Annotated in this window: 18 protein-coding genes and 5 tRNA genes; all 23 read left to right on the top strand. The window is 41.3% G+C overall.

Annotated features, from left to right (window positions below):
• Positions 1 to 3: 3 nt before the first annotated feature.
• The 23 genes from GPM24_RS01270 (at position 4) to GPM24_RS01160 (ending at position 22,757) form a co-directional block, all read left to right on the top strand.
• Entirely contained in the window at positions 4 to 894 is an 891-nt protein-coding gene (locus GPM24_RS01270) for a tyrosine-type recombinase/integrase (protein WP_158824929.1), read from the top strand.
• 12 nt (positions 895 to 906) lie between these two features.
• Complete coding sequence (locus GPM24_RS01265) at positions 907 to 1,257, top strand: HPF/RaiA family ribosome-associated protein (RefSeq protein WP_158824928.1); 351 nt, start codon at positions 907 to 909, stop codon at positions 1,255 to 1,257.
• Between the two features lie 156 nt (positions 1,258 to 1,413).
• Positions 1,414 to 1,486: transfer RNA gene (locus tag GPM24_RS01260), tRNA-Thr, on the top strand.
• 101 nt (positions 1,487 to 1,587) lie between these two features.
• Positions 1,588 to 1,668: transfer RNA gene (locus GPM24_RS01255), tRNA-Tyr, on the top strand.
• Between the two features lie 79 nt (positions 1,669 to 1,747).
• Positions 1,748 to 1,820: transfer RNA gene (locus GPM24_RS01250), tRNA-Gly, on the top strand.
• 45 nt (positions 1,821 to 1,865) lie between these two features.
• Positions 1,866 to 1,937 (top strand) — tRNA-Thr (locus GPM24_RS01245).
• Between the two features lie 58 nt (positions 1,938 to 1,995).
• Complete coding sequence (gene tuf / locus GPM24_RS01240; RefSeq protein WP_158824927.1) at positions 1,996 to 3,183, top strand: elongation factor Tu; 1,188 nt, start codon at positions 1,996 to 1,998, stop codon at positions 3,181 to 3,183.
• Between the two features lie 97 nt (positions 3,184 to 3,280).
• Positions 3,281 to 3,351: transfer RNA gene (locus GPM24_RS01235), tRNA-Trp, on the top strand.
• Between the two features lie 20 nt (positions 3,352 to 3,371).
• Entirely contained in the window at positions 3,372 to 3,566 is a 195-nt protein-coding gene (secE, locus tag GPM24_RS01230; RefSeq protein WP_158824926.1) for a preprotein translocase subunit SecE, read from the top strand.
• Positions 3,567 to 3,581: 15 nt separating this feature from the next.
• Positions 3,582 to 4,124, top strand: coding sequence for a transcription termination/antitermination protein NusG (gene nusG, locus GPM24_RS01225; RefSeq protein WP_158824925.1), 543 nt, complete (start codon positions 3,582 to 3,584; stop codon positions 4,122 to 4,124).
• A 120-nt stretch (positions 4,125 to 4,244) separates the two neighbouring features.
• On the top strand, positions 4,245 to 4,688 hold the full coding sequence (gene rplK, locus GPM24_RS01220) for a 50S ribosomal protein L11 (protein WP_158824924.1): 444 nt from the start codon (positions 4,245 to 4,247) through the stop codon (positions 4,686 to 4,688).
• 25 nt (positions 4,689 to 4,713) lie between these two features.
• On the top strand, positions 4,714 to 5,412 hold the full coding sequence (rplA, locus tag GPM24_RS01215) for a 50S ribosomal protein L1 (protein ID WP_158824923.1): 699 nt from the start codon (positions 4,714 to 4,716) through the stop codon (positions 5,410 to 5,412).
• A 2-nt stretch (positions 5,413 to 5,414) separates the two neighbouring features.
• Entirely contained in the window at positions 5,415 to 5,936 is a 522-nt protein-coding gene (gene rplJ / locus GPM24_RS01210) for a 50S ribosomal protein L10 (RefSeq protein ID WP_158824922.1), read from the top strand.
• Positions 5,937 to 6,002: 66 nt separating this feature from the next.
• Positions 6,003 to 6,383, top strand: a complete 381-nt coding sequence (rplL, locus tag GPM24_RS01205; RefSeq protein ID WP_158824921.1) for a 50S ribosomal protein L7/L12 — start codon at positions 6,003 to 6,005, stop codon at positions 6,381 to 6,383.
• 150 nt (positions 6,384 to 6,533) lie between these two features.
• The gene (gene rpoB / locus GPM24_RS01200; RefSeq protein WP_158824920.1) at positions 6,534 to 10,337 is read left to right on the top strand and encodes a DNA-directed RNA polymerase subunit beta; all 3,804 of its coding nucleotides are present in this window, start codon (positions 6,534 to 6,536) and stop codon (positions 10,335 to 10,337) included.
• A gap of 111 nt (positions 10,338 to 10,448) precedes the next feature.
• Positions 10,449 to 14,735, top strand: a complete 4,287-nt coding sequence (rpoC, locus tag GPM24_RS01195; RefSeq protein WP_158824919.1) for a DNA-directed RNA polymerase subunit beta' — start codon at positions 10,449 to 10,451, stop codon at positions 14,733 to 14,735.
• A gap of 141 nt (positions 14,736 to 14,876) precedes the next feature.
• Positions 14,877 to 15,188, top strand: a complete 312-nt coding sequence (locus GPM24_RS01190; protein ID WP_158824918.1) for a DUF3467 domain-containing protein — start codon at positions 14,877 to 14,879, stop codon at positions 15,186 to 15,188.
• Between the two features lie 214 nt (positions 15,189 to 15,402).
• On the top strand, positions 15,403 to 16,188 hold the full coding sequence (locus GPM24_RS01185; protein WP_158824917.1) for a polysaccharide biosynthesis/export family protein: 786 nt from the start codon (positions 15,403 to 15,405) through the stop codon (positions 16,186 to 16,188).
• A gap of 24 nt (positions 16,189 to 16,212) precedes the next feature.
• Positions 16,213 to 18,570 carry a GumC family protein gene (locus GPM24_RS01180; RefSeq protein ID WP_158824916.1) on the top strand — a complete coding sequence of 786 codons (2,358 nt, stop codon included), beginning with the start codon at positions 16,213 to 16,215 and terminating at the stop codon, positions 18,568 to 18,570.
• Positions 18,571 to 18,590: 20 nt separating this feature from the next.
• A complete protein-coding gene (locus tag GPM24_RS01175) occupies positions 18,591 to 19,577 on the top strand; it encodes a hypothetical protein (protein ID WP_158824915.1) in 987 nt (328 codons plus the stop codon).
• A gap of 56 nt (positions 19,578 to 19,633) precedes the next feature.
• The gene (locus GPM24_RS01170; protein WP_158824914.1) at positions 19,634 to 20,758 is read left to right on the top strand and encodes a hypothetical protein; all 1,125 of its coding nucleotides are present in this window, start codon (positions 19,634 to 19,636) and stop codon (positions 20,756 to 20,758) included.
• A gap of 68 nt (positions 20,759 to 20,826) precedes the next feature.
• Complete coding sequence (locus GPM24_RS01165; RefSeq protein WP_158824913.1) at positions 20,827 to 21,714, top strand: glycosyltransferase; 888 nt, start codon at positions 20,827 to 20,829, stop codon at positions 21,712 to 21,714.
• Positions 21,715 to 21,743: 29 nt separating this feature from the next.
• Positions 21,744 to 22,757, top strand: coding sequence for a polysaccharide pyruvyl transferase family protein (locus GPM24_RS01160; protein ID WP_158824912.1), 1,014 nt, complete (start codon positions 21,744 to 21,746; stop codon positions 22,755 to 22,757).
• Positions 22,758 to 22,791 lie beyond the last annotated feature (34 nt).

Here is a 22,791-nt window from a genome sequence, read left to right as displayed (position 1 = left end):
TTTATGTTTTTAGAGCAGTTTATACAATACATCCGGTACGAAAAGCGGTATTCACCGCACACCGTAGCTGCTTACGAGTCAGACCTGACTCAGTTTTATACTTTCCTTAATCATCCCGAAGCTGAAATAAATCACCCATCCGAGGTAACGCATCATCATATCCGTAACTGGATGGTAAGTTTAATGGATCAGCAATTAACCAGCCGTTCGGTTAATCGCAAAGTGGCCACGCTGCGCAAATATTTTAAGTTTTTATTGCAGGAAGGTATTATTGCCAGTACACCTACAGCTAAAATACAAACGCCCAAAATTTCCAAACAACTTCCGGCAGTAGTAGAAGAGGAGAAGCTATCCAAATTGCTGGATAGCGAAACTGTTTTTACCTCCGATTTCAGAGGTCAGCGCGATAAATTAATAGTTGAACTGCTGTTTGGTACTGGCATACGCCTGGCAGAGCTATTAGGTATAACTGAAAGTGATATCGACGTGTATGAGGGTACGGTTAAGGTGTTAGGTAAGCGCAATAAGCAACGTATTATTCCACTGAACAAAGAACTAAAACTCGTATTGAGCGATTACCTTACGTTAAAGAAAAATGAAATTTTTGCTAACAAATCGTTAAAGCTAATCGTTACAAATACAGGAGCCGACGCTTATGCCAAGATGGTTTACTTGATTGTGCAGAAATATTTAAACTATATATCAACCCAGAATAAAAAGAGCCCACACGTGCTGCGGCATACCTTTGCTACCAGCCTGTTAAACAAGGGCGCTGATCTGAATGCCATTAAAGATTTACTGGGGCACGCCAGCCTTAGTGCTACTCAAGTATATACACATAATTCTGTTGAGCGACTTAAATCTATTTATAAACAAGCCCACCCAAAGGCGTAAAAAGGAGGAAAAATGAAAATTACCGTTCAAGCTGTTCGATTCAGTGCTGACAAAAAATTGTTAGACTTTATTCAAAAAAAAGCAAACAAGTTAGACTTGTTTAGTGACAAGATTGTAAGTGGAGAAGTGTTTTTAAGAGTAGAAAACACCGAAGATGATGCCAATAAAGTAACCGAGATCAGACTAAATATTCCTGGTTCACAGATGTTTGCGCGCCATCAGTGTAAAAGTTTTGAAGAAGGAACAGATTTAGCGGTAGAAAGCCTCCGGAAACAGATTCAGAAGCATAAACAGAAAAAAGCCGCTCAGGAAGAAGCCTCCGTTAAGCCAGGAACCGTAGTGGTTGACGAGGATGAATTTTAAAAAGTAAAAAATAAAGTCGTCAAAATCAGCAGGTTCTGAGCCTGCTGATTTTTTTTGTAAAAAATATTTGGCGCGGCTCAGAAACTGTGTATATTTGCATTCCCTTTCGGAGAGGTAGTCAACGAAGCGGAACGGTTCTTTAAAAGTATAAAATAAGCCTCCTTAGCTCAGCTGGTAGAGCAACTGACTTGTAATCAGTAGGTCATTGGTTCGATCCCGATAGGAGGCTCAAATTTTTCAAATTCAAATTTTGAATTATCAATCAAGAAACTATCTTTGCGCCTCGCAAACGAAATCGAGAAAGAGATTTAAAGTAAGAATGAAGAGCCTGGGGAGGTACCAGAGCGGTCAAATGGGGCGGACTGTAAATCCGCTGCTTCGGCTACGAAGGTTCGAATCCTTCCCTCCCCACAGGTTAAGCACTAAAAATTAAAGTTCTAAATTCTAAATATTGTTTTAGGGTTTAGAACTTAGTGTTTAAAAGCAAATTGCGGAAGTAGCTCAGTTGGTAGAGCGATAGCCTTCCAAGCTATAGGTCGCGAGTTCGAACCTCGTCTTCCGCTCAAGATGAAGGTTCAAAGGGTGAACCCAGAAAGAATAAATAATAAGCCGACGTAGCTCAGGGGTAGAGCACTTCCTTGGTAAGGAAGAGGCCAAGGGTTCAAATCCCTTCGTTGGCTCGACGTAGTGAAATACGACAATTAAAGAATAAATTAACCTACAAATATTTTATAAATCATGGCAAAAGAAAAGTTTGACCGCAGTAAGCCGCACTTAAACATCGGTACTATCGGTCACGTTGACCACGGTAAAACAACCCTTACCGCCGCTATTACAAAAGTATTAGCTGACAAAGGTTTATCTGAGGCTCGTTCTTTCGATTCAATCGACTCTGCTCCTGAAGAAAAAGAACGTGGTATTACTATCAATACTGCGCACGTTGAGTATTCAACTGCAAACCGTCACTACGCACACGTTGACTGTCCAGGTCACGCTGACTATGTGAAAAACATGGTTACCGGTGCTGCACAAATGGACGGCGCTATCCTGGTAGTTGCTGCTACTGACGGTCCGATGCCACAAACTCGTGAGCACATCCTGTTAGCTCGTCAGGTAGGTGTACCTGCTTTGACTGTTTTCATGAACAAAGTTGACATGGTTGATGATCCGGAATTATTAGAATTAGTCGAAATGGAAATCCGTGAATTATTATCATTCTATGATTTCCCTGGTGACGATATCCCTGTAATCCAAGGTTCAGCTTTAGGTGGTCTGAATGCAGAGCCTAAATGGGTTGACAAAATTATGGAATTAATGGATGCAGTTGATGCTTACATTCCAATTCCTCCACGTCTAACTGATCTTCCTTTCTTGATGCCAGTTGAAGACGTATTCTCAATCACTGGTCGTGGTACTGTAGCTACTGGTCGTATTGAGCGTGGTGTAATCAACTCTGGTGATCCAGTAGATATCTTAGGTATGGGTGCTGAGAACTTAAAATCAACCGTAACTGGTGTTGAGATGTTCCGCAAAATCCTTGATCGTGGTGAAGCTGGTGACAACGTAGGTTTATTGTTGCGTGGTATTGAGAAAACTGATATCCGTCGTGGTATGGTTATCTGTAAACCAGGTTCAGTAACTCCTCACACCGATTTCAAAGCAGAAGTTTACGTATTATCAAAAGCTGAAGGTGGTCGTCACACACCATTCTTCAACAAATACCGTCCACAGTTCTACTTCCGTACCACTGACGTAACTGGCGAGATTGCATTAGCTGAAGGCGTAGAAATGGTTATGCCTGGTGATAACGTTACAATCACTGTATCGTTAATCAACGCTATCGCAATGGAAAAAGGTTTACGTTTCGCTATCCGCGAAGGTGGCCGTACAGTAGGTGCTGGTCAGGTAACTGAAATCTTGAAATAAGACCTAACCCCAAAATTCCCTAACGGGAGAAAAGGTATAGGTTAATTTAAAAACAAAGTACTTGGTGTTAAAGCTAAGTACTTTGTTTTAAACATACACGGGAATAGTTCAACGGTAGAATAGAGGTCTCCAAAACCTTTGATCAGGGTTCGAATCCTTGTTCCCGTGCTTCTTATCAAAGCAAATAAATGTCTTCAGTAGCTGAATATATAAAAGAGTCGTACATCGAGTTAACCGAAAAGGTTACCTGGCCAACATGGCGTGAACTGCAAAGCAGTGCGGTGCTGGTACTGATAGCAGCAATCATTATTGCATTGTTGATATTTGGTATGGACTCGGTTATAAACTATATACTGAGATGGTTTTACAGTTCACTTGCTTAATTAAAAAGGTTAAAGATGAGTGATCAGTTAAAATGGTATGTTATACGCGCCGTTAGCGGCAAAGAAAAAAAAGTGAAACAATATCTTGAAGCGGAAATTAACCGCTTAGGTATATCTCACTTAATTCCTCAAGTAATTATCCCTACCGAAAAATATTACCAGATGCGCGATGGCAAAAAAATTGCCAAAGAGCGTAATTACTTTCCGGGTTATGTAATGATGGAAGCAGCTTTAGATGGCGAGCTGGAACACATCATTAAGAACATTAACAGCGTTATTGGTTTCTTGGGTGATAAAGCCGGCAACGCAATCCCACTTCGTCAGGCTGAAGTTAACCGTATTTTAGGTAAGGTTGATGAAATGGCCGAGCAAGGCGAAACCATGAATGTGCCTTATTACGTTGGCGAAAACGTTAAAGTAATGGATGGACCATTCAACGGTTTTAGCGGAGTGATTGAAGAGGTGAATGAAGAGAAGAAAAAGCTAAAGGTAATGGTAAAGATATTTGGGCGCCGAACACCGCTCGAATTGAATTACATGCAGGTAGAAAAAGAATAAAAAATAATATTTGTATTCGGCCCGTAAAGTTCATATCTTTGCGGGCCGAATTTTTTATATTCGGTCTTAAATGTTACATGCTTCCAACTTACTAACATTTACACATTAAATTAATTAAAGATGGCAAAAGAAGTCGGTGCGTTAGTAAAACTACAAGTGAAGGGCGGCGCTGCAAATCCATCACCTCCAATTGGCCCTGCATTGGGTGCAAAAGGGGTGAACATCATGGAGTTTTGCAAGCAATTCAATGCACGTACCCAGGACAAACCTGGCAAAGTGTTACCGGTAGTTATTACTGTGTATACAGACAAGTCATTCGATTTTATCATCAAAACCCCGCCGGTGGCAATCCAGTTGTTGGAAGCTTCGGGTTTAAAAGGTGGTTCAGCAGAGCCCAACCGTAAAAAAGTTGCCAATGTAAATTGGGAACAGGTTGAGACTATCGCTAAAGATAAAATGCCTGACTTAAACGCATTCACAGTAGAATCGGCCATGAAAATGGTTGCCGGTACTGCCCGCAGCATGGGAATCACTGTATCTGGTACAGCTCCCTGGAATCAATAATTAACACACAAATCAGTTTAAGACAGTGGCTAGATTAACAAAAAATCAAAAAGCAGTACTATCCAAAATTGAGGCTAACAAAGCTTACTCTTTACAGGATGCAGCTGGTTTGGTGAAAGAAATCACTACTACCAAGTTTGACGCATCTGTTGATATCGATGTACGCTTAGGTGTAGATCCGCGTAAAGCCAATCAAATGGTACGTGGTATCGCAACCTTACCTCATGGAACCGGTAAAACTGTACGTGTACTGGTGCTTTGTACTCCTGACAAAGAGCAGGAAGCCAAAGACGCAGGTGCAGATTACGTAGGTTTGGATGATTATATTGCTAAAATAGAAGGCGGATGGACTGATGTTGACATTATCATCACTATGCCAAGCGTTATGGCAAAGGTTGGACGTTTGGGCCGTATTTTAGGTCCGCGTAACCTGATGCCTAACCCTAAATCAGGTACTGTAACTCCAGAAGTGGGCAAAGCAGTAACTGAGGTTAAAGCAGGTAAGATCGATTTTAAAGTTGACAAAACCGGTATCATCCACGCTTCAATAGGTAAAGTATCATTTGCTCCTGAAAAACTTTATGAGAATGCATTAGAAGTATTGCAGACTATCTCTAAGTTAAAACCTTCAGCAGCTAAAGGTACCTATTTCAAGAGTATTCACCTTTCTTCAACCATGTCTCGCGGCATTGAGGTTGAAACCAAAACAGTAGCGGGAATCTAATCATGAATAAAGAAGAAAAATACGAACTGGTTGAAGCTCTAACCGAGCAGATCAAAGAGTATGGTAATTTCTATATTACTGATACTGCCGACTTAACCGTTGCAAAGATTAACGATATCCGTCGCAAATGTTTTGATGCTGATATCACCATGCAGGTAGCTAAAAACAGCTTAATTAAAAAAGCTTTAGAAGCTGCTGAAGGCGATTATGCATCGATATTTGATGCCTTAAAAGGTACTTCAACCATCTTATTCTCTAAATCAGCAAAAGCTCCGGCGCAGTTGATTAAGGACTTAAGAAAAAAAGGTGACAAACCAGTTTTGAAAGCAGCTTACGTTTATTCAGCAGCCTTTGTTGGCGATAACCAGCTGGATGCGCTGTTAACGCTGAAATCAAAAGAAGAATTGGTTGGCGAAATCATCGGCTTATTGCAATCTCCTGCTAAAAATGTACTTTCTGCTCTTCAATCAGGCGGAACTACAATTGCAGGCTTGGTAAAAACATTACAAGAAAGAGAAGGTTAATCGAACGCCTTTACAAAAGTTCGGAATTAAAACAACAAAGCATTAAAAGCAAAAAATCAAAATAAAATGGCAGATTTAAAAGCGTTTGCTGAACAGTTAGTAAACTTGACAGTAAAAGAAGTTAACGAGTTAGCACAAATCTTAAAAGACGAGTACGGTATTGAGCCTGCTGCTGCAGCTGTTGCTGTTGCTGCTCCTGCTGCTGGTGGCGACGCTGCTCCGGCTGTAGAAGAAAAAACTGCTTTCGACGTGATCTTGAAAGAAGCTGGTGGTCAGAAATTAGCTGTTGTTAAATTAGTAAAAGACTTAACCGGCTTAGGCTTGAAAGAAGCTAAAGACTTAGTTGACGGAGCACCTAAAGAAGTTAAAACTGGTGTAGCTAAAGACGAAGCTGAATCTTTGAAAAAAGCATTAGAAGAAGCTGGAGCTGTTGTTGAGATTAAATAATTTCTCTCAATAAAGCCCTATCGCATAAGACTCCGACCTGTATTTGGTCGGGGTCTATTGCTGTTTATAACGTTTTCATTTTTGTTTGAAGTTCAGGAACAACTTTAAATAAACCAGTAAGAGTTTAATTCATATTAAATATATAATCCCTTGGCAAACAAAAATAACCAAAGAGTAAACTTTGCTACCAGCAGGCACGTCATCGACTACCCTGACTTTCTGGAAGTTCAGTTGCAATCTTTCCAGGAATTTTTCCAGCTTGAAACCACTTCAGACAACCGTCACAAAGAAGGTCTGTTTAAAGTGTTTGCCGAAAACTTTCCAATTTCCGATTCCAGAAACATCTTCGTTTTAGAGTTTTTGGATTATTTTATTGATCCGCCACGCTATGACATACAAGAGTGTATTGAGCGCGGTTTGACTTACAGTGTGCCTCTCAAGGCGAAACTTCGCCTGTCATGTAACGACGAGGAGCACGAAGACTTTGAAACCATTGTACAAGACGTGTACCTGGGTACCATCCCATACATGACACCTAAAGGTACGTTTGTAATCAATGGTGCCGAGCGTGTAATTGTATCGCAGTTACACCGTTCACCAGGTGTATTCTTTGGCCAAAGCCGCCACACCAACGGTACTAAGTTGTACTCTGCCCGTGTTATTCCTTTCAAAGGATCGTGGATAGAGTTTGCTACAGACGTGAACAACGTTATGTACGCTTACATTGACCGTAAAAAGAAATTCCCGGTTACTACCTTGTTGCGCGCCATTGGTTATGATTCAGATAAAGATATTCTGGAATTATTCGAATTGGCAGATGAAGTTAAAGTTAGCAAATCTGGCTTAAAGAAATTTGTTGGCCGCAAACTGGCTGCAAGGGTACTTAAGAAATGGGTTGAAGACTTTGTGGACGAAGATACCGGTGAAGTGGTATCAATCGACCGTAACGAAATCATTCTTGAGCGTGAAACGGTACTGGATGACGATAACATCGATATGATCATTGATGCTGGTGTTAAGTCAATTATCCTGAATAAGGAAGATGCGGCTACCAGTGGTGATTATACTATTATATACAATACCTTACAAAAAGATACTTCCAACTCAGAGAAAGAAGCGGTAGAGCACATCTATCGTCAACTACGTAACGCTGAACCACCAGATGAGGAAACTGCTCGTGGTATCATCGATCGTTTGTTCTTCTCTGATAAAAGATATGACCTGGGTGATGTGGGTCGTTACCGCATTAACCGTAAACTGAAGCTGGATACATCAGACGAGATTAAAGTGTTAACTAAGCAAGACATTATCGCTATTGTTAAATACTTAATTAAGCTGATTAACTCTAAAGCTGAGGTGGATGATATTGACCACTTGTCAAACCGCCGTGTTCGTACGGTAGGCGAGCAGTTGTATGCACAATTCGGTGTTGGTTTAGCCCGTATGGCCCGTACCATCCGTGAGCGTATGAACATCCGTGACAACGAGGTGTTTACACCAACCGACTTGATTAATGCGCGTACTTTATCATCTGTAATTAACTCATTCTTTGGTACCAACCAATTATCTCAGTTCATGGACCAAACCAATCCATTGGCCGAGATTACACACAAGCGCCGTTTATCGGCCCTTGGTCCAGGTGGTCTGTCACGTGAGCGTGCCGGTTTCGAGGTGCGTGACGTACATTACACTCACTATGGCCGTTTGTGTACCATTGAAACACCTGAAGGTCCAAACATCGGTTTGATTTCTTCATTGTGTGTGCATGCCAAAATTAATAACCTTGGCTTTATCGAAACCCCATACAAACGTGTGGACAATGGTAAGGTTGCGGTTGACGAGCCGGTTATTTACCTGTCTGCAGAAGATGAGGACGGTAAAACTATTGGCCAGGCCAATGCACAGTATGACGATCAGGGTATATTTGCTACACCACGTGTAAAAGCACGTTTTGAGGGTGACTTCCCGGTTATCGAGCCAGAGCGTTTGGATTATATGGACGTTGCACCTAACCAAATCACCTCGATTGCAGCTTCGTTGATTCCTTTCTTGGAACATGATGATGCTAACCGTGCGTTGATGGGTTCGAACATGCAACGCCAGGCCGTGCCACTGCTGCGCCCTGAAGCGCCAATTGTAGGTACTGGTTTGGAAGGCCGTGTGGCAAAAGACTCTCGTACGTTAATCAACGCCGAAGGTGATGGTGTAGTCGAGTATGTTGATGCTACCGAAATCCGTATTAAATATGACCGTAATGATGATGACCGTTTGGTGTCATTTGACGACGATATTAAACGTTACCGTTTAACTAAGTTCAAAAAAACCAACCAAAGTACTACCATGAACTTGAAGCCAATTGTGGTTAAAGGTCAGCGTGTAGAAAAAGGTCAGGTACTTTGTGAAGGTTATGCTACGCAAAATGGTGAGCTGGCTTTAGGCCGTAACATGAAAGTAGCGTTCATGCCTTGGCAAGGTTATAACTTTGAGGATGCGATTGTAATTTCTGAGCGTGTGGTATCTCAGGATATCTTTACTTCTCTCCACGTAGAAGAGTTTGAACTGGAAGTTCGTGACACTAAACGTGGTGAAGAAGAATTGACTCCAGATATTCCAAACGTATCAGAAGAAGCTACCAAAGACCTTGACGAAGACGGTATCATCCGTGTTGGTGCAGAGGTTAAAGAAGGCGACATCCTGATTGGTAAGATTACTCCTAAAGGTGAATCTGATCCATCACCAGAAGAGAAACTTTTACGTGCCATCTTTGGTGACAAAGCAGGTGACGTAAAAGATGCTTCTTTGAAAACTCCGCCATCTATCAGCGGTGTGGTTATCGATACCAAACTGTTCTCACGTGCTAAAAAGACTTCAAAAGCGGAAGAAAAAGCACAGTTAGAGAAACTGGACGTTAAGCACGAAAAGGCTATTAAAGACCTTAAGAATATCCTGATTGATAAATTGTTTGAAATTGTAAACGGTAAAACCTCACAAGGTATTTACAATGTTTACAAAGAGCTGCTGGTGCCAAAAGGTGTTAAATTCACCCAAAAAATTCTGGCCGAGATTAACTACGAAAACATCAATCCAACCAAGTGGACAACTGACGATGATAAAAATGATCAAATTAAGTTGTTACTGCATAACTATGGTATCAAAGTAAACGAAGAGCTGGGTGCTTACCGTCGCGATAAATTTGCGATCAGTGTAGGTGACGAGCTTCCGTCAGGTATCGTACAAATGGCTAAAGTTTACATCGCTAAAAAGCGTAAGCTTAAAGTGGGTGATAAAATGGCTGGTCGTCACGGTAACAAAGGTATCGTAGCCCGTATCGTTCGCGATGAGGATATGCCATTCCTGGAAGACGGAACACCAGTTGATATCGTGTTGAACCCACTGGGTGTACCTTCACGTATGAACCTGGGTCAGATTTATGAGACCGTGTTAGGTTGGGCAGGTAAAGAATTGGGTATGAAGTTCGCTACACCTATTTTCGATGGTGCAACTTATCAGGAAGTGGAAGACTGGATTGCCAAAGCAGGATTACCGGCCACTGGTCGTACCTACCTGTACAACGGCTTAACCGGCGAACGTTTCGACCAGCCAACTACTGTAGGTATTATCTACATGCTGAAACTGGGTCACATGGTTGACGATAAGATGCACGCCCGTTCAATCGGTCCGTACTCATTGATTACACAACAACCATTGGGTGGTAAAGCTCAATTTGGTGGTCAGCGTTTTGGTGAGATGGAGGTTTGGGCATTGGAAGCATTCGGTGCAGCTAACATCCTTCAAGAGATCTTGACCGTGAAATCGGATGACGTTATCGGTCGTGCCAAAACTTACGAAGCTATTGTTAAAGGTGAAAACCTGCCAACACCATCAGTACCTGAATCATTCAACGTATTGGTTCACGAGTTAAGAGGTTTAGGATTAGACATCACATTAGAATAATATATTGATTAGTGAGGGGTTGGATGAGTTGTCATCCAATCCTTTGTTAACTTTTACGTGCAAGGCGAGTGATTGTGCAACAATCCTCATCACTACATCAAACAAAAGAATATGTCTTACAAAAAGGATAATAAAATCAAAAGTAACTTTACCACTATTACTATCAGCTTAGCCTCACCTGAGTCTATCCTGGAGCGTTCAAGTGGCGAAGTTTTGAAACCAGAAACCATCAACTACCGGACCTACAAACCCGAGCGTGATGGTTTATTTTGCGAACGGATTTTCGGTCCGGTTAAAGATTACGAATGCCATTGCGGTAAATACAAACGTATCCGTTACAAAGGCATCGTATGTGATCGTTGCGGTGTTGAAGTAACCGAAAAGAAAGTTCGTCGCGAGCGTATGGGACACATCAACCTGGTGGTTCCGGTTGCGCACATCTGGTATTTCCGTTCGTTACCAAACAAAATTGGTTACCTGCTGGGCTTACCAACCAAAAAACTTGACTTAATTATTTACTACGAGCGTTACGTAGTTATACAGCCTGGTATTAAAGAAGGTGATGGAATCTCTAAAATGGATTTCCTGACTGAAGAAGAATACCTGGACGTATTAGACACTCTACCTAAAGAAAACCAGTACCTGGACGACAAAGATCCTCAGAAATTTGTGGCCAAAATGGGTGCTGAAGCTTTAGAAGAGTTGTTAAAACGTATCGACCTGGATCAATTATCATATGATTTACGTCACCAGGCAGCAAACGAAACTTCTCAGCAACGTAAAAACGAAGCGCTGAAACGTTTGCAGGTAGTTGAGGCTTTCCGTGATGCAAAATCACGTATAGACAACAACCCTGAGTGGATGATCGTGAAAATTGTTCCAGTTATTCCGCCAGAACTGCGTCCATTAGTGCCACTGGAAGGTGGTCGTTTCGCAACTTCCGATTTGAATGATTTGTACCGTCGTGTAATTATCCGTAACAACCGTTTAAAACGTTTGATCGAGATTAAAGCACCAGAGGTAATTTTACGTAACGAAAAACGTATGCTGCAGGAAGCTGTGGATTCGTTGTTTGATAACTCACGTAAAGTTAACGCGGTAAAAACTGAAGGTAACCGTGCGCTGAAATCACTTTCAGACATCCTGAAAGGTAAACAAGGCCGTTTCCGTCAAAACTTGTTAGGTAAACGTGTGGATTATTCTGCCCGTTCGGTAATTGTTGTAGGACCAAACCTTAAATTACACGAGTGTGGTTTACCTAAGGATATGGCTGCTGAGCTGTTCAAACCATTCATCATTCGTAAAATGATTGAGAGAGGTGTAGTTAAAACGGTAAAGTCAGCTAAAAAGATTGTTGACCGTAAAGACCCACTGGTTTGGGACATTTTGGAAAACGTGCTGAAAGGTCACCCAGTGTTACTTAACCGTGCACCTACGCTGCACCGTTTAGGTATCCAAGCCTTCCAACCTAAATTGGTTGAAGGTAAAGCGATTCAGCTGCACCCGTTAACCTGTACCGCGTTCAACGCTGACTTTGACGGTGACCAGATGGCTGTGCACGTACCACTTGGTAACGCCGCTATTTTGGAAGCCCAAATTTTGATGTTAGCTTCGCACAACATTTTGAACCCTGCTAACGGTACGCCAATTACAGTACCTTCACAGGACATGGTGTTGGGCTTATATTATATCACCAAAGGCCGTAAAACTGATGAAACACGCGTAGTTAAAGGTGAAGGTTTGACTTTTTATTCTGCTGAAGAGGTAATTATTGCCTATAATGAGAAGAAGGTTGACCTGCACGCTTTCATCAAAGTAAAAGGTAACGTAAAAGAGCGCAACGGTGAAATTGTTAACAAATTGATTGAAACCACTGTAGGTCGCGTACTGTTCAACCAGCACGTACCAGAAGAAGTAGGTTATATCAACGAATTGTTGACTAAAAAATCACTGCGTGATATTATCGGGGAAGTTGTTAAAAACACCGGTATGGCCCGTGCTGCACAGTTCCTGGACGATATTAAGGAATTAGGTTTCCAAATGGCGTTCCGTGGTGGTTTGTCGTTCAACCTGCAGGATGTTAACATCCCTGCACAAAAAGTTGATCTGATTGAACAAGCGTCACGCGAGGTGGAAGAGGTAATGAATAACTATAACATGGGTTTCATTACCAACAACGAGCGTTACAACCAAATTATCGATATTTGGACCCGTATCAACAACCGTTTGACTGCAAACGTGATGGAGATTCTGTCTACCGACAACCAAGGCTTCAACTCAGTATACATGATGCTGGATTCAGGTGCCCGTGGTTCTAAAGAGCAGATCCGTCAGTTGGCTGGTATGCGGGGTTTGATGGCGAAACCGCAAAAATCAGGTTCAGGTGGTGAGATTATTGAGAACCCGATTCTTTCAAACTTTAAAGAAGGTTTGTCGGTATTGGAATACTTTATCTCTACCCACGGTGCTCGTAAAGGTTTGGCAGATACGGCGTTGAAAACAGCGGATGCTGGTTACTTGACCCGTCGTTTGCATGACGTTGCGCAGGATATGATTGTTGGCGAAACAGATTGTGGTACTTTAAGAGGCATCTTTACTACTGCACTGAAAGACAACGAGGATATTGTAGAGCCTTTATATGATCGTATTTTAGGCCGTACTTCACTGCATGATGTGTTTGACCCTATTACCAACGAGTTGTTGGTAGCAGCCGGTCAAGACATTGACGAGGAAATTGCTAAAAAGATCGAAAACTCGCCACTGGAAGGTATCGAAATACGTTCGGTATTAACTTGCGAAAGCAAACGCGGTGTATGTGGTTTATGCTACGGCCGTAATTTGGCCAGCGGTAAACGTGTACAAAAAGGCGAGGCTGTGGGTGTAATTGCTGCACAATCAATCGGTGAGCCGGGTACACAGTTAACCCTGCGTACATTCCACGTGGGTGGTACTGCATCAAACATCGCTGCTGAGTCACAAATCAATGCCCGTTACGATGGTATCATCGAATTTGAAAACGTACGTACCGTACCTTTCGAGACCGACGAAGATGGCACTGTAGAAGTGGTATTAGGTCGTTCAGGTGAGTTCCGTATCATTGAGCCAGGCAGCAATAAAGTGATCATGACCAATAACATTCCTTACGGTTCTTACCTGTACATTAAAGATGGCAGCAAGATTACCAAAGGTGAGCGTATCTGTTCATGGGATCCGTACAACGCGGTGATAATTTCTGAGTTTGCTGGTGTGGCGCAGTTTGACGCTGTATTGGAAGGTATTACTTTCCGTGAAGAGTCTGATGAGCAAACCGGTCACCGCGAGAAAGTAATTATCGACACCCGCGATAAAACCAAAAACCCGGTAATTCAAATTGCTGATCGTGAAGGTATTATCAAAGGATACAACATTCCGGTAGGTGCACACATCGCTATTGAAGAAGGCGATAGAATTCAAACCGGTCAGGTAATTGCTAAAATTCCGCGTTCAACTGGTAAAACCCGAGATATTACCGGTGGTTTACCACGTGTAACCGAGTTATTCGAAGCACGTAACCCATCAAACCCTGCGGTAGTAACCGAAATTGATGGTGTGGTAACCTTAGGTGGTGTTAAACGTGGTAACCGCGAAATCACTATCGAGTCGAAAGACGGTCAGGTGAAAAAATATCTGGTACCATTGTCTAAACACATTTTGGTACAGGATAATGACTTCATTAAGGCAGGTATGCCTTTGTCTGACGGTTCAATTTCTCCTGCCGACATCCTGGCCATTAAAGGTCCGGCTGCAGTGCAAGAATATCTGGTTAATGGTATTCAAGAGGTTTACCGTTTGCAAGGTGTGAAAATCAATGATAAACACTTCGAGGTTATCGTTCACCAGATGATGCAGAAAGTATCTATCGAGGATCCGGGAGATACCCGCTTCCTGGAAAGAGAAGCTGTTGACAGCTGGGATTTCATGATGGAGAACGACGAGATTTACGACAAGAAAGTTGTTGTTGATCCGGGAGATTCTAACACGCTTAAACCTGGTCAGATTGTATCATTACGTAAACTGCGCGATGAAAATTCAGTGCTGAAACGTAAAGACATGAAACTGGTTGAAGTACGTGATGCTATTCCGGCTACTTCAAGCCCGATACTGCAAGGTATCACCCGTGCATCATTAGGTACCAAGTCGTTTATTTCGGCTGCATCGTTCCAGGAAACTACCAAAGTACTGAATGAAGCTGCTATCGCTGGTAAACGCGATTACATGTTAGGTTTGAAAGAAAACGTAATTGTAGGTCACTTGATTCCGTCAGGTACCGGTTTACGCGAGTACGACAACATCCGTGTAGGTTCTAAAGAAGAGTTTGACCGCCTGATGGCTTCTAAAACAGAAGACGTAGGTGCATAAAGCTTACTAATAAATATTAAAGGCCATCCTGTAAAGGGTGGCCTTTTTGTTTGTCGGGATATTGGGTTTGAAAGTTAAAATATAAGTTGTTGTTTAAGAATTATATCATTCAATTCGCATTGTGTTTAGTAATTTAGCGGGATGGAAGAGAACAACGAAAATCAGTTAAATATTGAATTGACAGACGAGATTGCTGAAGGTATTTATTCCAACCTGGCAGTTATCACACATTCAAATGCTGAATTTGTGGTTGATTTTATACGCATCATGCCCGGAACGCCAAAGGCTAAAGTAAAGTCGCGTATTATTTTAACGCCAGAACATGCAAAACGCTTTCTTTCAGCTTTAAACGATAATATTGAGAAGTTCGAAGCCATAAATGGCCGTATAAAAGTTCAGCCGGATACGCCAGATTTTCCGATGAACTTTGGTGGAACCATGGGACAAGCATAATAACATTTGCGTTTTAAAATTTAAACGCTTAATTTTATTAAATAATTAACGAAGCTGCGCGTTTATTGCGAACTTGTTAATTGACTATACCTGACATAATCTGTGTTTAACAAAGTATTTGATGTTTTCATATTTGTTAATATCCGGAAAAGGTATGTCGATTTCTAAATAGTTGATAGCTGATATAAGATACCCTAACGGACATACCATTAAAATGGATAGATACATCATAGTTAAATTGTGCTTACTGCTTGGTTGTTTGTACTTATTCTCTTCCTGTGGCTCATCAAAAAGGTTAGTATATTTTAAAAAAGGTTTAAATGAAAGTGATACTATTTCGGTAGCACAACCTTATGTTTCTAAAATCAACAACGGGGATATTCTTTCAATATATGTTAACTCGTTGAATCCATCTGCAACAGAATTTTTTAATCCCTACAATGGTAACAGCAGCCAGGCTTCGGGTAATTCAGGAATAAATTCAACTGTTGCACCCGGCTTTCTGGTAAACGAAAAGGGGACAATTGAATTGCCTCTAATTGGGTCTGTTAAAGTTGTAGGATTAACGACGAGTGATGCCCGCGACACAATCAAACAACGGTTAAAATATTATTTGAAAGAGCCAATAGTAACCGTCAGGGTATTAAATTATAAAATTTCAGTACTTGGTGAAGTTGGTAAACCTAATGTGTACACCATCCCCAATGAAAACGTTACCTTACCCGAGGTCATTACTATGGCCGGTGATTTAACTTCGCTGGGTAGCCATGATAATATTATGGTGATAAGAGAAGTGGATGGCAAAAAACAGTTCGGCCATGTAAATTTGAATGACCGCTCGGTATTTAAATCACCCTATTACTATCTGCATTCTAACGACATGGTATATGTTGAACCTATTGCAGCTAAAAATCTTCAAAATAGTAATTTCTTCCGTATAGTGCCATTAGTAGCCAGCGTAGCTACTTTGATGTTAGTAATCATTACGCGTGTGTTTTAATTTTAGTCTTCTGCCTATACTTTTATGACGAATACTGACGACGAACTCTATACTGAATCTTTTCAGTCAGGTACTGAAGAGAACGAAAGTAATATAGGAGAGCAAATTTTTAGATATCTAAGACATTGGAAGTGGTTTGTACTATCACTGGTTATAGCCATGAGTGCAGGTTACTTCTACGTTCGTTCGCAAGTTGCTTTATATAGCATCCGGACAGATATTCTAATTAAGGATAGCAAAACTACTGCCGATGAAACAGTACTGCAACAGCTCAATATCAACGCCCCAAACACGTCAATAGACAATGAGATTTTGATATTGAAGTCGCTGACGCTGGTGGAACAAGTAGTAGACACGCTCGATTTGGAAACCAGTTATTTTGATAAAGGGCATTTTAAAAAGCGCATGCTATATAAAAATGCACCTGCCACTGTCAAATTACTGGTACCCAACAGCAAAAGTTATGGCAAGGAATGGTCATTGCAGTTATTAGATAGTAAAAGAGCGTTATTTAATGGTAAGCCGGTAGCAATGAATGATACCGTGCAAACAGATGCCGGTACCCTAGTTATAACGCCAGCTACTTTTTTGGATAAACACCTTACCTATGTTACCTTCAATACTGTATCGGCGGTTGCACAGCAGTATATAAATAAACTGGGCGTTAGTCCGGCTGCTAAAGGCGGCAACATGTTATTTATTGTCACGGAAGATGAAGTTCCGCAAAGAGGAATGGATTTTCTGAATACACTGGTTACCGAGTACATGAAAGCTTCGGTAGAAGATAAAAGCCAGAGTATTGCTCAGATGCTGAAATTTATTAACGACCGATTGAACGACTTGGCTAAAGAGCTTGACGTAGAGGAAAGCCATGTTGAAGATTTTAAGAAGCAAAACAACATTTCTGATATAGATGCGCAAAGCACTGCGCTGTTTAACCGCATTAACACCAACGATGCGCAAATTCAGCAAGTGGATTTGCAACTGGTAATTCTGAAGAATATTGAACGTTTCTTAGCCAGCCCAGAAAATGCTGATGTTACTCAGCCATCTATGCTTGGCTTGCAGGATCAAACAGTAGCTTCGATGGTTTCTGCACTGGGCGAATTAAAGTTAAAAAAGCAAAGTTTATTAAGAACAGTAACTGAAAACAACCCGGTTGTTACAACTATTGATGACCAGATCATCTCGCTAAAAAACTCATTGCATAGCACCATACCATCAGTACGCAGCAACCTGTTAACCACCCGTAGTGAGTTAGCACGCCAAAGCAGTTCTTTTAATGTGAGTTTAGGCAATATTCCGGCTAAAGAACGTGGTTTGATTAATGTAATGCGCCAAAAAACAATAAAGGATAACCTGTTTGGGTTCTTGTTGCAAAAGCGCGAAGAAACCCGCTTGTCGCTAGAGTCAACATCATCTGATAGTCGTATTATTAATAAAGCCGTAAGTTCGGGCGCACCAATCAAGCCAGTTAAATCTACGCTTTATGCTATCTTCTTTATCATAGGTATTGGTATACCGTTTGCAATAATCTTTATCAAAGAATTTTTAAATAACACGGTACGTAGAAAATCAGACATTACAAAAGTTACACAAGTTCCAATACTGGCTCAAATTTCTCATTCTGTTGATACCCAGCCACTGGTCATCGTAACAGATCCACGCTCAATGGTATCAGAGCAGATCAGAGGTTTGCGAACTAACTTGCAGTTTTTAGCATCGGGTAAAAACAGTAAAGTGATTTTGTTTACGTCCAGCATCAGCGGCGAGGGTAAATCTTATCTTTCGCTTAATTTAGGTGCAAGCTTAGCACTGGCCGGCCAAAAAGTAATTATACTGGAGTTTGACTTGCGGAAGCCTAAATTGCTATCTACCTTAAATCTGCAAAAAAATGTGGGTTTATCAGAATATTTGATAGATAAAGCAAACTATCAGGATATTGTAAGACCTATTCCTGATGCCGAAAACTTTTACTTGATTGAAAGTGGTACCATTCCGCCAAACCCGGCCGAATTGTTAACCAAAAAAAGCTTAGGCGATTTAATAGAACAACTGAGAAAAGAGTACGACTATATATTAATTGATGCGCCACCTGTTGGTTTGGTAACAGATGCGCAGATATTAAGTCAACACGCGGATATTACCTTCTTTTTAGTACGCCATAACTTCACCCTTAAAAAGCACATTACACTACTTAATGAGATTTTCTTGAAAAAGGTGTTCAAAAATATCAACATCATTTTCAACTCTGTTGAGCAAGGCGGGTTGGGCTATGGCTATGGGTACGGCTATCGCTATGACTATAGCTACTATGGCGAGTCTAAATCCAAGCCGTCATTCTTGCAACGGATATTAGGCCTCAAAAAGAAATCATCGTAAATACAGCATCAACTAAAAGCATGGCATCAGTAATTTGCACACTTTTCGAAAATCATTATCACTATGGTTTAGCTGTATTGGTTAATTCATTGCATAAACAGGGATATAAAGGTGATATTTATGTTGGTTACAAAGGCACTTTGCCTGCTTGGGTCACTAGCTCTTCGGGTACAGAAAATAGGGGGCAGTTCTACGAATGGCCAAGCGCTTGTTTGTTTAAAGCTACGGCCGGCATTCAACTTGTTTTTTTGCCGTTAGATACCGATTACCACCTTACTAATTACAAGCCCGATTTTATGTTGCAGCTGCTGGCCGGCCCAGCCAACGGTGCAGATAAAATTTTCTACTTCGACCCGGATATCATCATCACTGCACCCTGGCAGTTTATTAAAAATTGGCCCGATTGCGGTGTTGCCGTTTGTGAAGATGTAAATTCTCCGTTTCCGCAATATCATCCGCACAGGGTTCACTGGCGCAATATATTTAAGAACGCTGGTATCGAGTTGACGTTTAAAGACGCCTTTTATGCTAATGGCGGTTACATAGGTTTAAAAAGGGAAGACTATGCCTTTTTAGAACTCTGGAAAAAAGTTCAGGAGGCCATGGGCCCTCACATTGGTGGGTTAAGCCGGTCTATATTCAAATCGGCAGCTGTGTTAACCGGTTTGGAAAAAGGCCCATTTGCACCGTTTGGCCGTACCGATCAGGATGCGTTAAATGCAGCGATGGAAGCCTGGAACAAACCAGTAAGTATGATAGGTAAAGAGGCTATGGCATTTAAACATGGTGGTGCTTCATTACCGCATGCGTTAGGCAGTCCTAAGCCGTGGGAAAAAAAATATTTAAACAGAGCCTTTAAAGGCCGTTCGCCTGGTACCATTGATAAATTGTTTTGGAGCAACTTATCGGGGGCTGTGCCCATCAAGGCATCGGATGCGGGTGTTGTAAAACGCAAGCTGGCCGCTATTGCAGTTGCTAAGTTTATAGGGCGTTTTTATAAAAGTTAATATTGTATTTGCTCATCACAAATACGCGTAACGTATAGTAATTAATTGTAACTGACATGAAACTGGCCATTATATGCGGAGCTTTAGAGCCCGGGCAAGACGGGGTAGGCGACTATACCCGAAGGCTGGCCGGTGAATTGGTTCGGCGAAACCACCAAGTGGTAACTATTTCGCTGAATGATAATTACGTTAAACAATTTACTGAAGAAACACAGTATGCCGATGGCACGGCTATTACAGCCATGCGTTTGCCAAAAGCAATGGAAGAAGCCGATCGGTACAAAAAATTAAACGCTTATTTAAAAGCTTTTAATCCGGGTTGGGTAAGTTTGCAGTATGTACCCTTTTCGTTTCACCCAAAAGGTTTGGCTTATAGCCTGAGCAAAGAATTGGTAAAGCTGAAAGACGCCTATAAGTGGCACATCATGTTCCACGAGCTTTGGGTGGGGGTAAACGGCACATCATCAACCAAAATGGCTTTGTTGAAGTTTTTACAACGGCGACTTATTAAAAGCTTTGTAAATAGATTTAAGGCCGATTGTATAACTACCAGCATTCCCTTGTATCAGCAACAATTTGCTACTGGTAAGTTGCAGTTGCTGCCGTTGTTTAGTAATATACCCGTTTGTCATAATAATGATGTTCAGGTTAGCGAAACCTCACAGCAATGGTTTACAGGCGTACATTTTGGTAGTTTTTCGGGCGCAGTTTCCGATTTTGAAAAGCAAATTCGCTACCTGGAAAAGGCTGCAAAAGCTTTTAATCTTCCCTTTAGATTGGTAACTATGGGCAACGGTGGTACGCACAAAACGCGTTCACTACAAATAGCTGCTGATGTATTAGGCGCCGGTGCAATAATTGAAAAAGGTTACCTCACCAATGAAGAAATATCTGCCGAATTGATAAAAGCACAAATAGGCATATCCAGAGCGGATGTATTATTTTATGGCAAAAGCGGCTCAACCATGGCCATGCTTGAACATGGTTTACCCGTATTGCTTAGGGGAGACAGCGAACCGGCTATATCCGGCATCAACCGTAACGAATTATATCAAGACAGGTTGTGCTTTGTAAATTCAAACACCACTCAATTGCCAGTAAAGCAAAACACCGAAAATGCTTTGTCGAAAATAACTGATCAATTTTTACAGCTTTTGGCTAAGCACGGCAATATTATTTAGTAAACAGATAAAAATTAAAAATATCAAGGTTGAGTTGGGCATAATGCTTACCTCTTCATCATCAAATAATGGAAAATGCAATTGTAATAGTCGTTAACCAGTCGTTTGCGCATTATGCCAAGCCACTGATTAATTCCATCCAAAAAAACTGGACTAACCATCCTGCAATTCTGTTATTTATGAGTCCGGATGTAACTGCAGAAATGGAAAGCCGCTTTGCAGGCATTCCTAAAGTTATCATCAAACGGTTTGACCCTAAGCAGTATGCTTACAGAAAACTATTGTTGGATGGTGCAGACAAGTTTGATTCAAGCAGCTTTAATGATGCCGGTTTCTTTATTGTTAACTTTTGGGATGAAACTTTTCCGGAATACGATAACCTCCTTTTTTTAGACGCCGATATGCTGGTGCTGAAAAACTTGGATAAGGTATTTGAAAAAAATGATTTTATGGGTGTAAGTGCTGCCAATGGCCGGGCATTTCCAATATTTTCATTCAACCAGCCACTGCTGCAAAAAAGTGTAAATCTGTTAACTTATTATGCAAAGGCGCTGGCCATGGGCATTGTATTACGCCCTCATGTGTCACTTAACTCGGGCCTGGTACGTATAAGCAAAGCGGATCGTACCAAAAGCAAATTCAACGTAATGCTGAAACTGCTTAAAACTTTTAGAAAGGCATGTTTAGGCGATCAAGAAATTATTACTATTTGGATGAGTAAGTATGGTAAAAAGCTTTCTTATGATTTCAGAATGAATTTTCAGGTACGCTTTTATAACGGTCTTGAAAATCATGATCTGCCCCAGCGTTACTATGAGCACATCAAAAAGGCTGCTGAAGATGTACATGTGATACATTTTAACGGACCCAAGCCCGATTCGCCGGAGTTTTTGGGCCACCCCTGGACAAAAGGGCGCAAAGATTTAGTAGAGCTTTATCAAAGCTATTTAGGATAATATATAGGTTGTAAATTAACTCATACATAATGAAATATTACTATCAGGTAGAAGGCGGTATACGAAACAACATCGGAGACGTTTTGCAAGGCATTGTAGCCAAAGCATTTCTTCCGCCAAACAATGCTCATGTTGCCGACCGCGAAGCATTGGCTGATATAGACAAATCAGAAGAAGCATTGTTGATAGCTAATGGCTGGTATATGCATTCTTATGAAAAGTTTCCGCCGCCGCCAAATGTAAAGCCGGTTTATGTATCTATGCACATCGCCAAATCGTCATTACTGAGTTCAAAAAAAGTACGTGACCATTTCAAACAACATGCACCAATTGGTTGCCGCGACCAAAAAACATTAAAATTGTTTTTAGGTTGGGGCATTCCTGCTTATTACTCCGGTTGTTTAACTACTACTACACGCCAGCGTGCACCTATCAATAATACCGGAACCGGTGAGGTATTGCTGGTAGATAATATTGATCACCAGGTTCCGCAAAACGTAGTTGATAAGCTGGAACAACTGTTAGGTACCAAGTTGGTAAGAATATCACACGATCCGGAAGATACTTCGGGCAATATTGAAGAATACAGTGCCCGTTGCGAAAAGCACATGGATTACTTACTGGAGCGTTACTGCAAAGCCCGTTTAATTATTACTACTAAAATACATTGTGCTTTGCCTTGTCTGGGTATGGGTGCCAACGTAATGTTAATTCACCCGCACCCTTCTGAAAAGCGTTTGGCTCCTGTTGCCGAGCTGGCACATATCACTTCATACGAAGAAGTGTTGTCGGCTACTGAACTGGTTAAACCCCCGGTAAAAACAGAAGCGTTAAAAGCCCGTCAGGAATTTTTGTCTAACATATGCCGTGGCTCTGTAGCCAAAGGATATAATGTTATGCAAAATCCCGACAGCGAAGAATTTAAGAAAGTAAAACGTGATAGCATACGTCAGGCAAAATTGTATGGTATGGCTGTTTCGGGTATGTTAAAGCTGGGCCTGGCGAATGATACCATGAAAAAAGTTTACGGTAACAGCATATAACTTAACCTTAAGTAAGGTTTTAAACATCATGCCT

Origin of the sequence: Mucilaginibacter lacusdianchii (assembly GCF_009770985.1) — a bacterium.
Classification (GTDB): domain Bacteria; phylum Bacteroidota; class Bacteroidia; order Sphingobacteriales; family Sphingobacteriaceae; genus Mucilaginibacter; species Mucilaginibacter lacusdianchii.
The sequence above is the reverse complement of the archived record's forward strand: the minus strand, read 5'-3'. Positions and strand labels throughout refer to the sequence as shown.

Excerpts from the sequence above, each read along its gene's own strand:
- GPM24_RS01175 (WP_158824915.1), top strand. The coding sequence starts at position 18,591 with ATGGCATCAGTAATTTGCACACTTTTCGAAAATCATTATCACTATGGT.
- GPM24_RS01190 (WP_158824918.1), top strand. The coding sequence starts at position 14,877 with ATGGAAGAGAACAACGAAAATCAGTTAAATATTGAATTGACAGACGAG.
- GPM24_RS01265 (WP_158824928.1), top strand. The coding sequence starts at position 907 with ATGAAAATTACCGTTCAAGCTGTTCGATTCAGTGCTGACAAAAAATTG.
- GPM24_RS01170 (WP_158824914.1), top strand. The coding sequence starts at position 19,634 with ATGAAACTGGCCATTATATGCGGAGCTTTAGAGCCCGGGCAAGACGGG.
- rpoC (WP_158824919.1), top strand. The coding sequence starts at position 10,449 with ATGTCTTACAAAAAGGATAATAAAATCAAAAGTAACTTTACCACTATT.
- GPM24_RS01185 (WP_158824917.1), top strand. The coding sequence starts at position 15,403 with ATGGATAGATACATCATAGTTAAATTGTGCTTACTGCTTGGTTGTTTG.
- secE (WP_158824926.1), top strand. The coding sequence starts at position 3,372 with ATGTCTTCAGTAGCTGAATATATAAAAGAGTCGTACATCGAGTTAACC.
- rplJ (WP_158824922.1), top strand. The coding sequence starts at position 5,415 with ATGAATAAAGAAGAAAAATACGAACTGGTTGAAGCTCTAACCGAGCAG.
- rplL (WP_158824921.1), top strand. The coding sequence starts at position 6,003 with ATGGCAGATTTAAAAGCGTTTGCTGAACAGTTAGTAAACTTGACAGTA.
- GPM24_RS01270 (WP_158824929.1), top strand. The coding sequence starts at position 4 with ATGTTTTTAGAGCAGTTTATACAATACATCCGGTACGAAAAGCGGTAT.
- tuf (WP_158824927.1), top strand. The coding sequence starts at position 1,996 with ATGGCAAAAGAAAAGTTTGACCGCAGTAAGCCGCACTTAAACATCGGT.
- GPM24_RS01160 (WP_158824912.1), top strand. The coding sequence starts at position 21,744 with ATGAAATATTACTATCAGGTAGAAGGCGGTATACGAAACAACATCGGA.
- nusG (WP_158824925.1), top strand. The coding sequence starts at position 3,582 with ATGAGTGATCAGTTAAAATGGTATGTTATACGCGCCGTTAGCGGCAAA.
- rplK (WP_158824924.1), top strand. The coding sequence starts at position 4,245 with ATGGCAAAAGAAGTCGGTGCGTTAGTAAAACTACAAGTGAAGGGCGGC.
- GPM24_RS01180 (WP_158824916.1), top strand. The coding sequence starts at position 16,213 with ATGACGAATACTGACGACGAACTCTATACTGAATCTTTTCAGTCAGGT.
- GPM24_RS01165 (WP_158824913.1), top strand. The coding sequence starts at position 20,827 with ATGGAAAATGCAATTGTAATAGTCGTTAACCAGTCGTTTGCGCATTAT.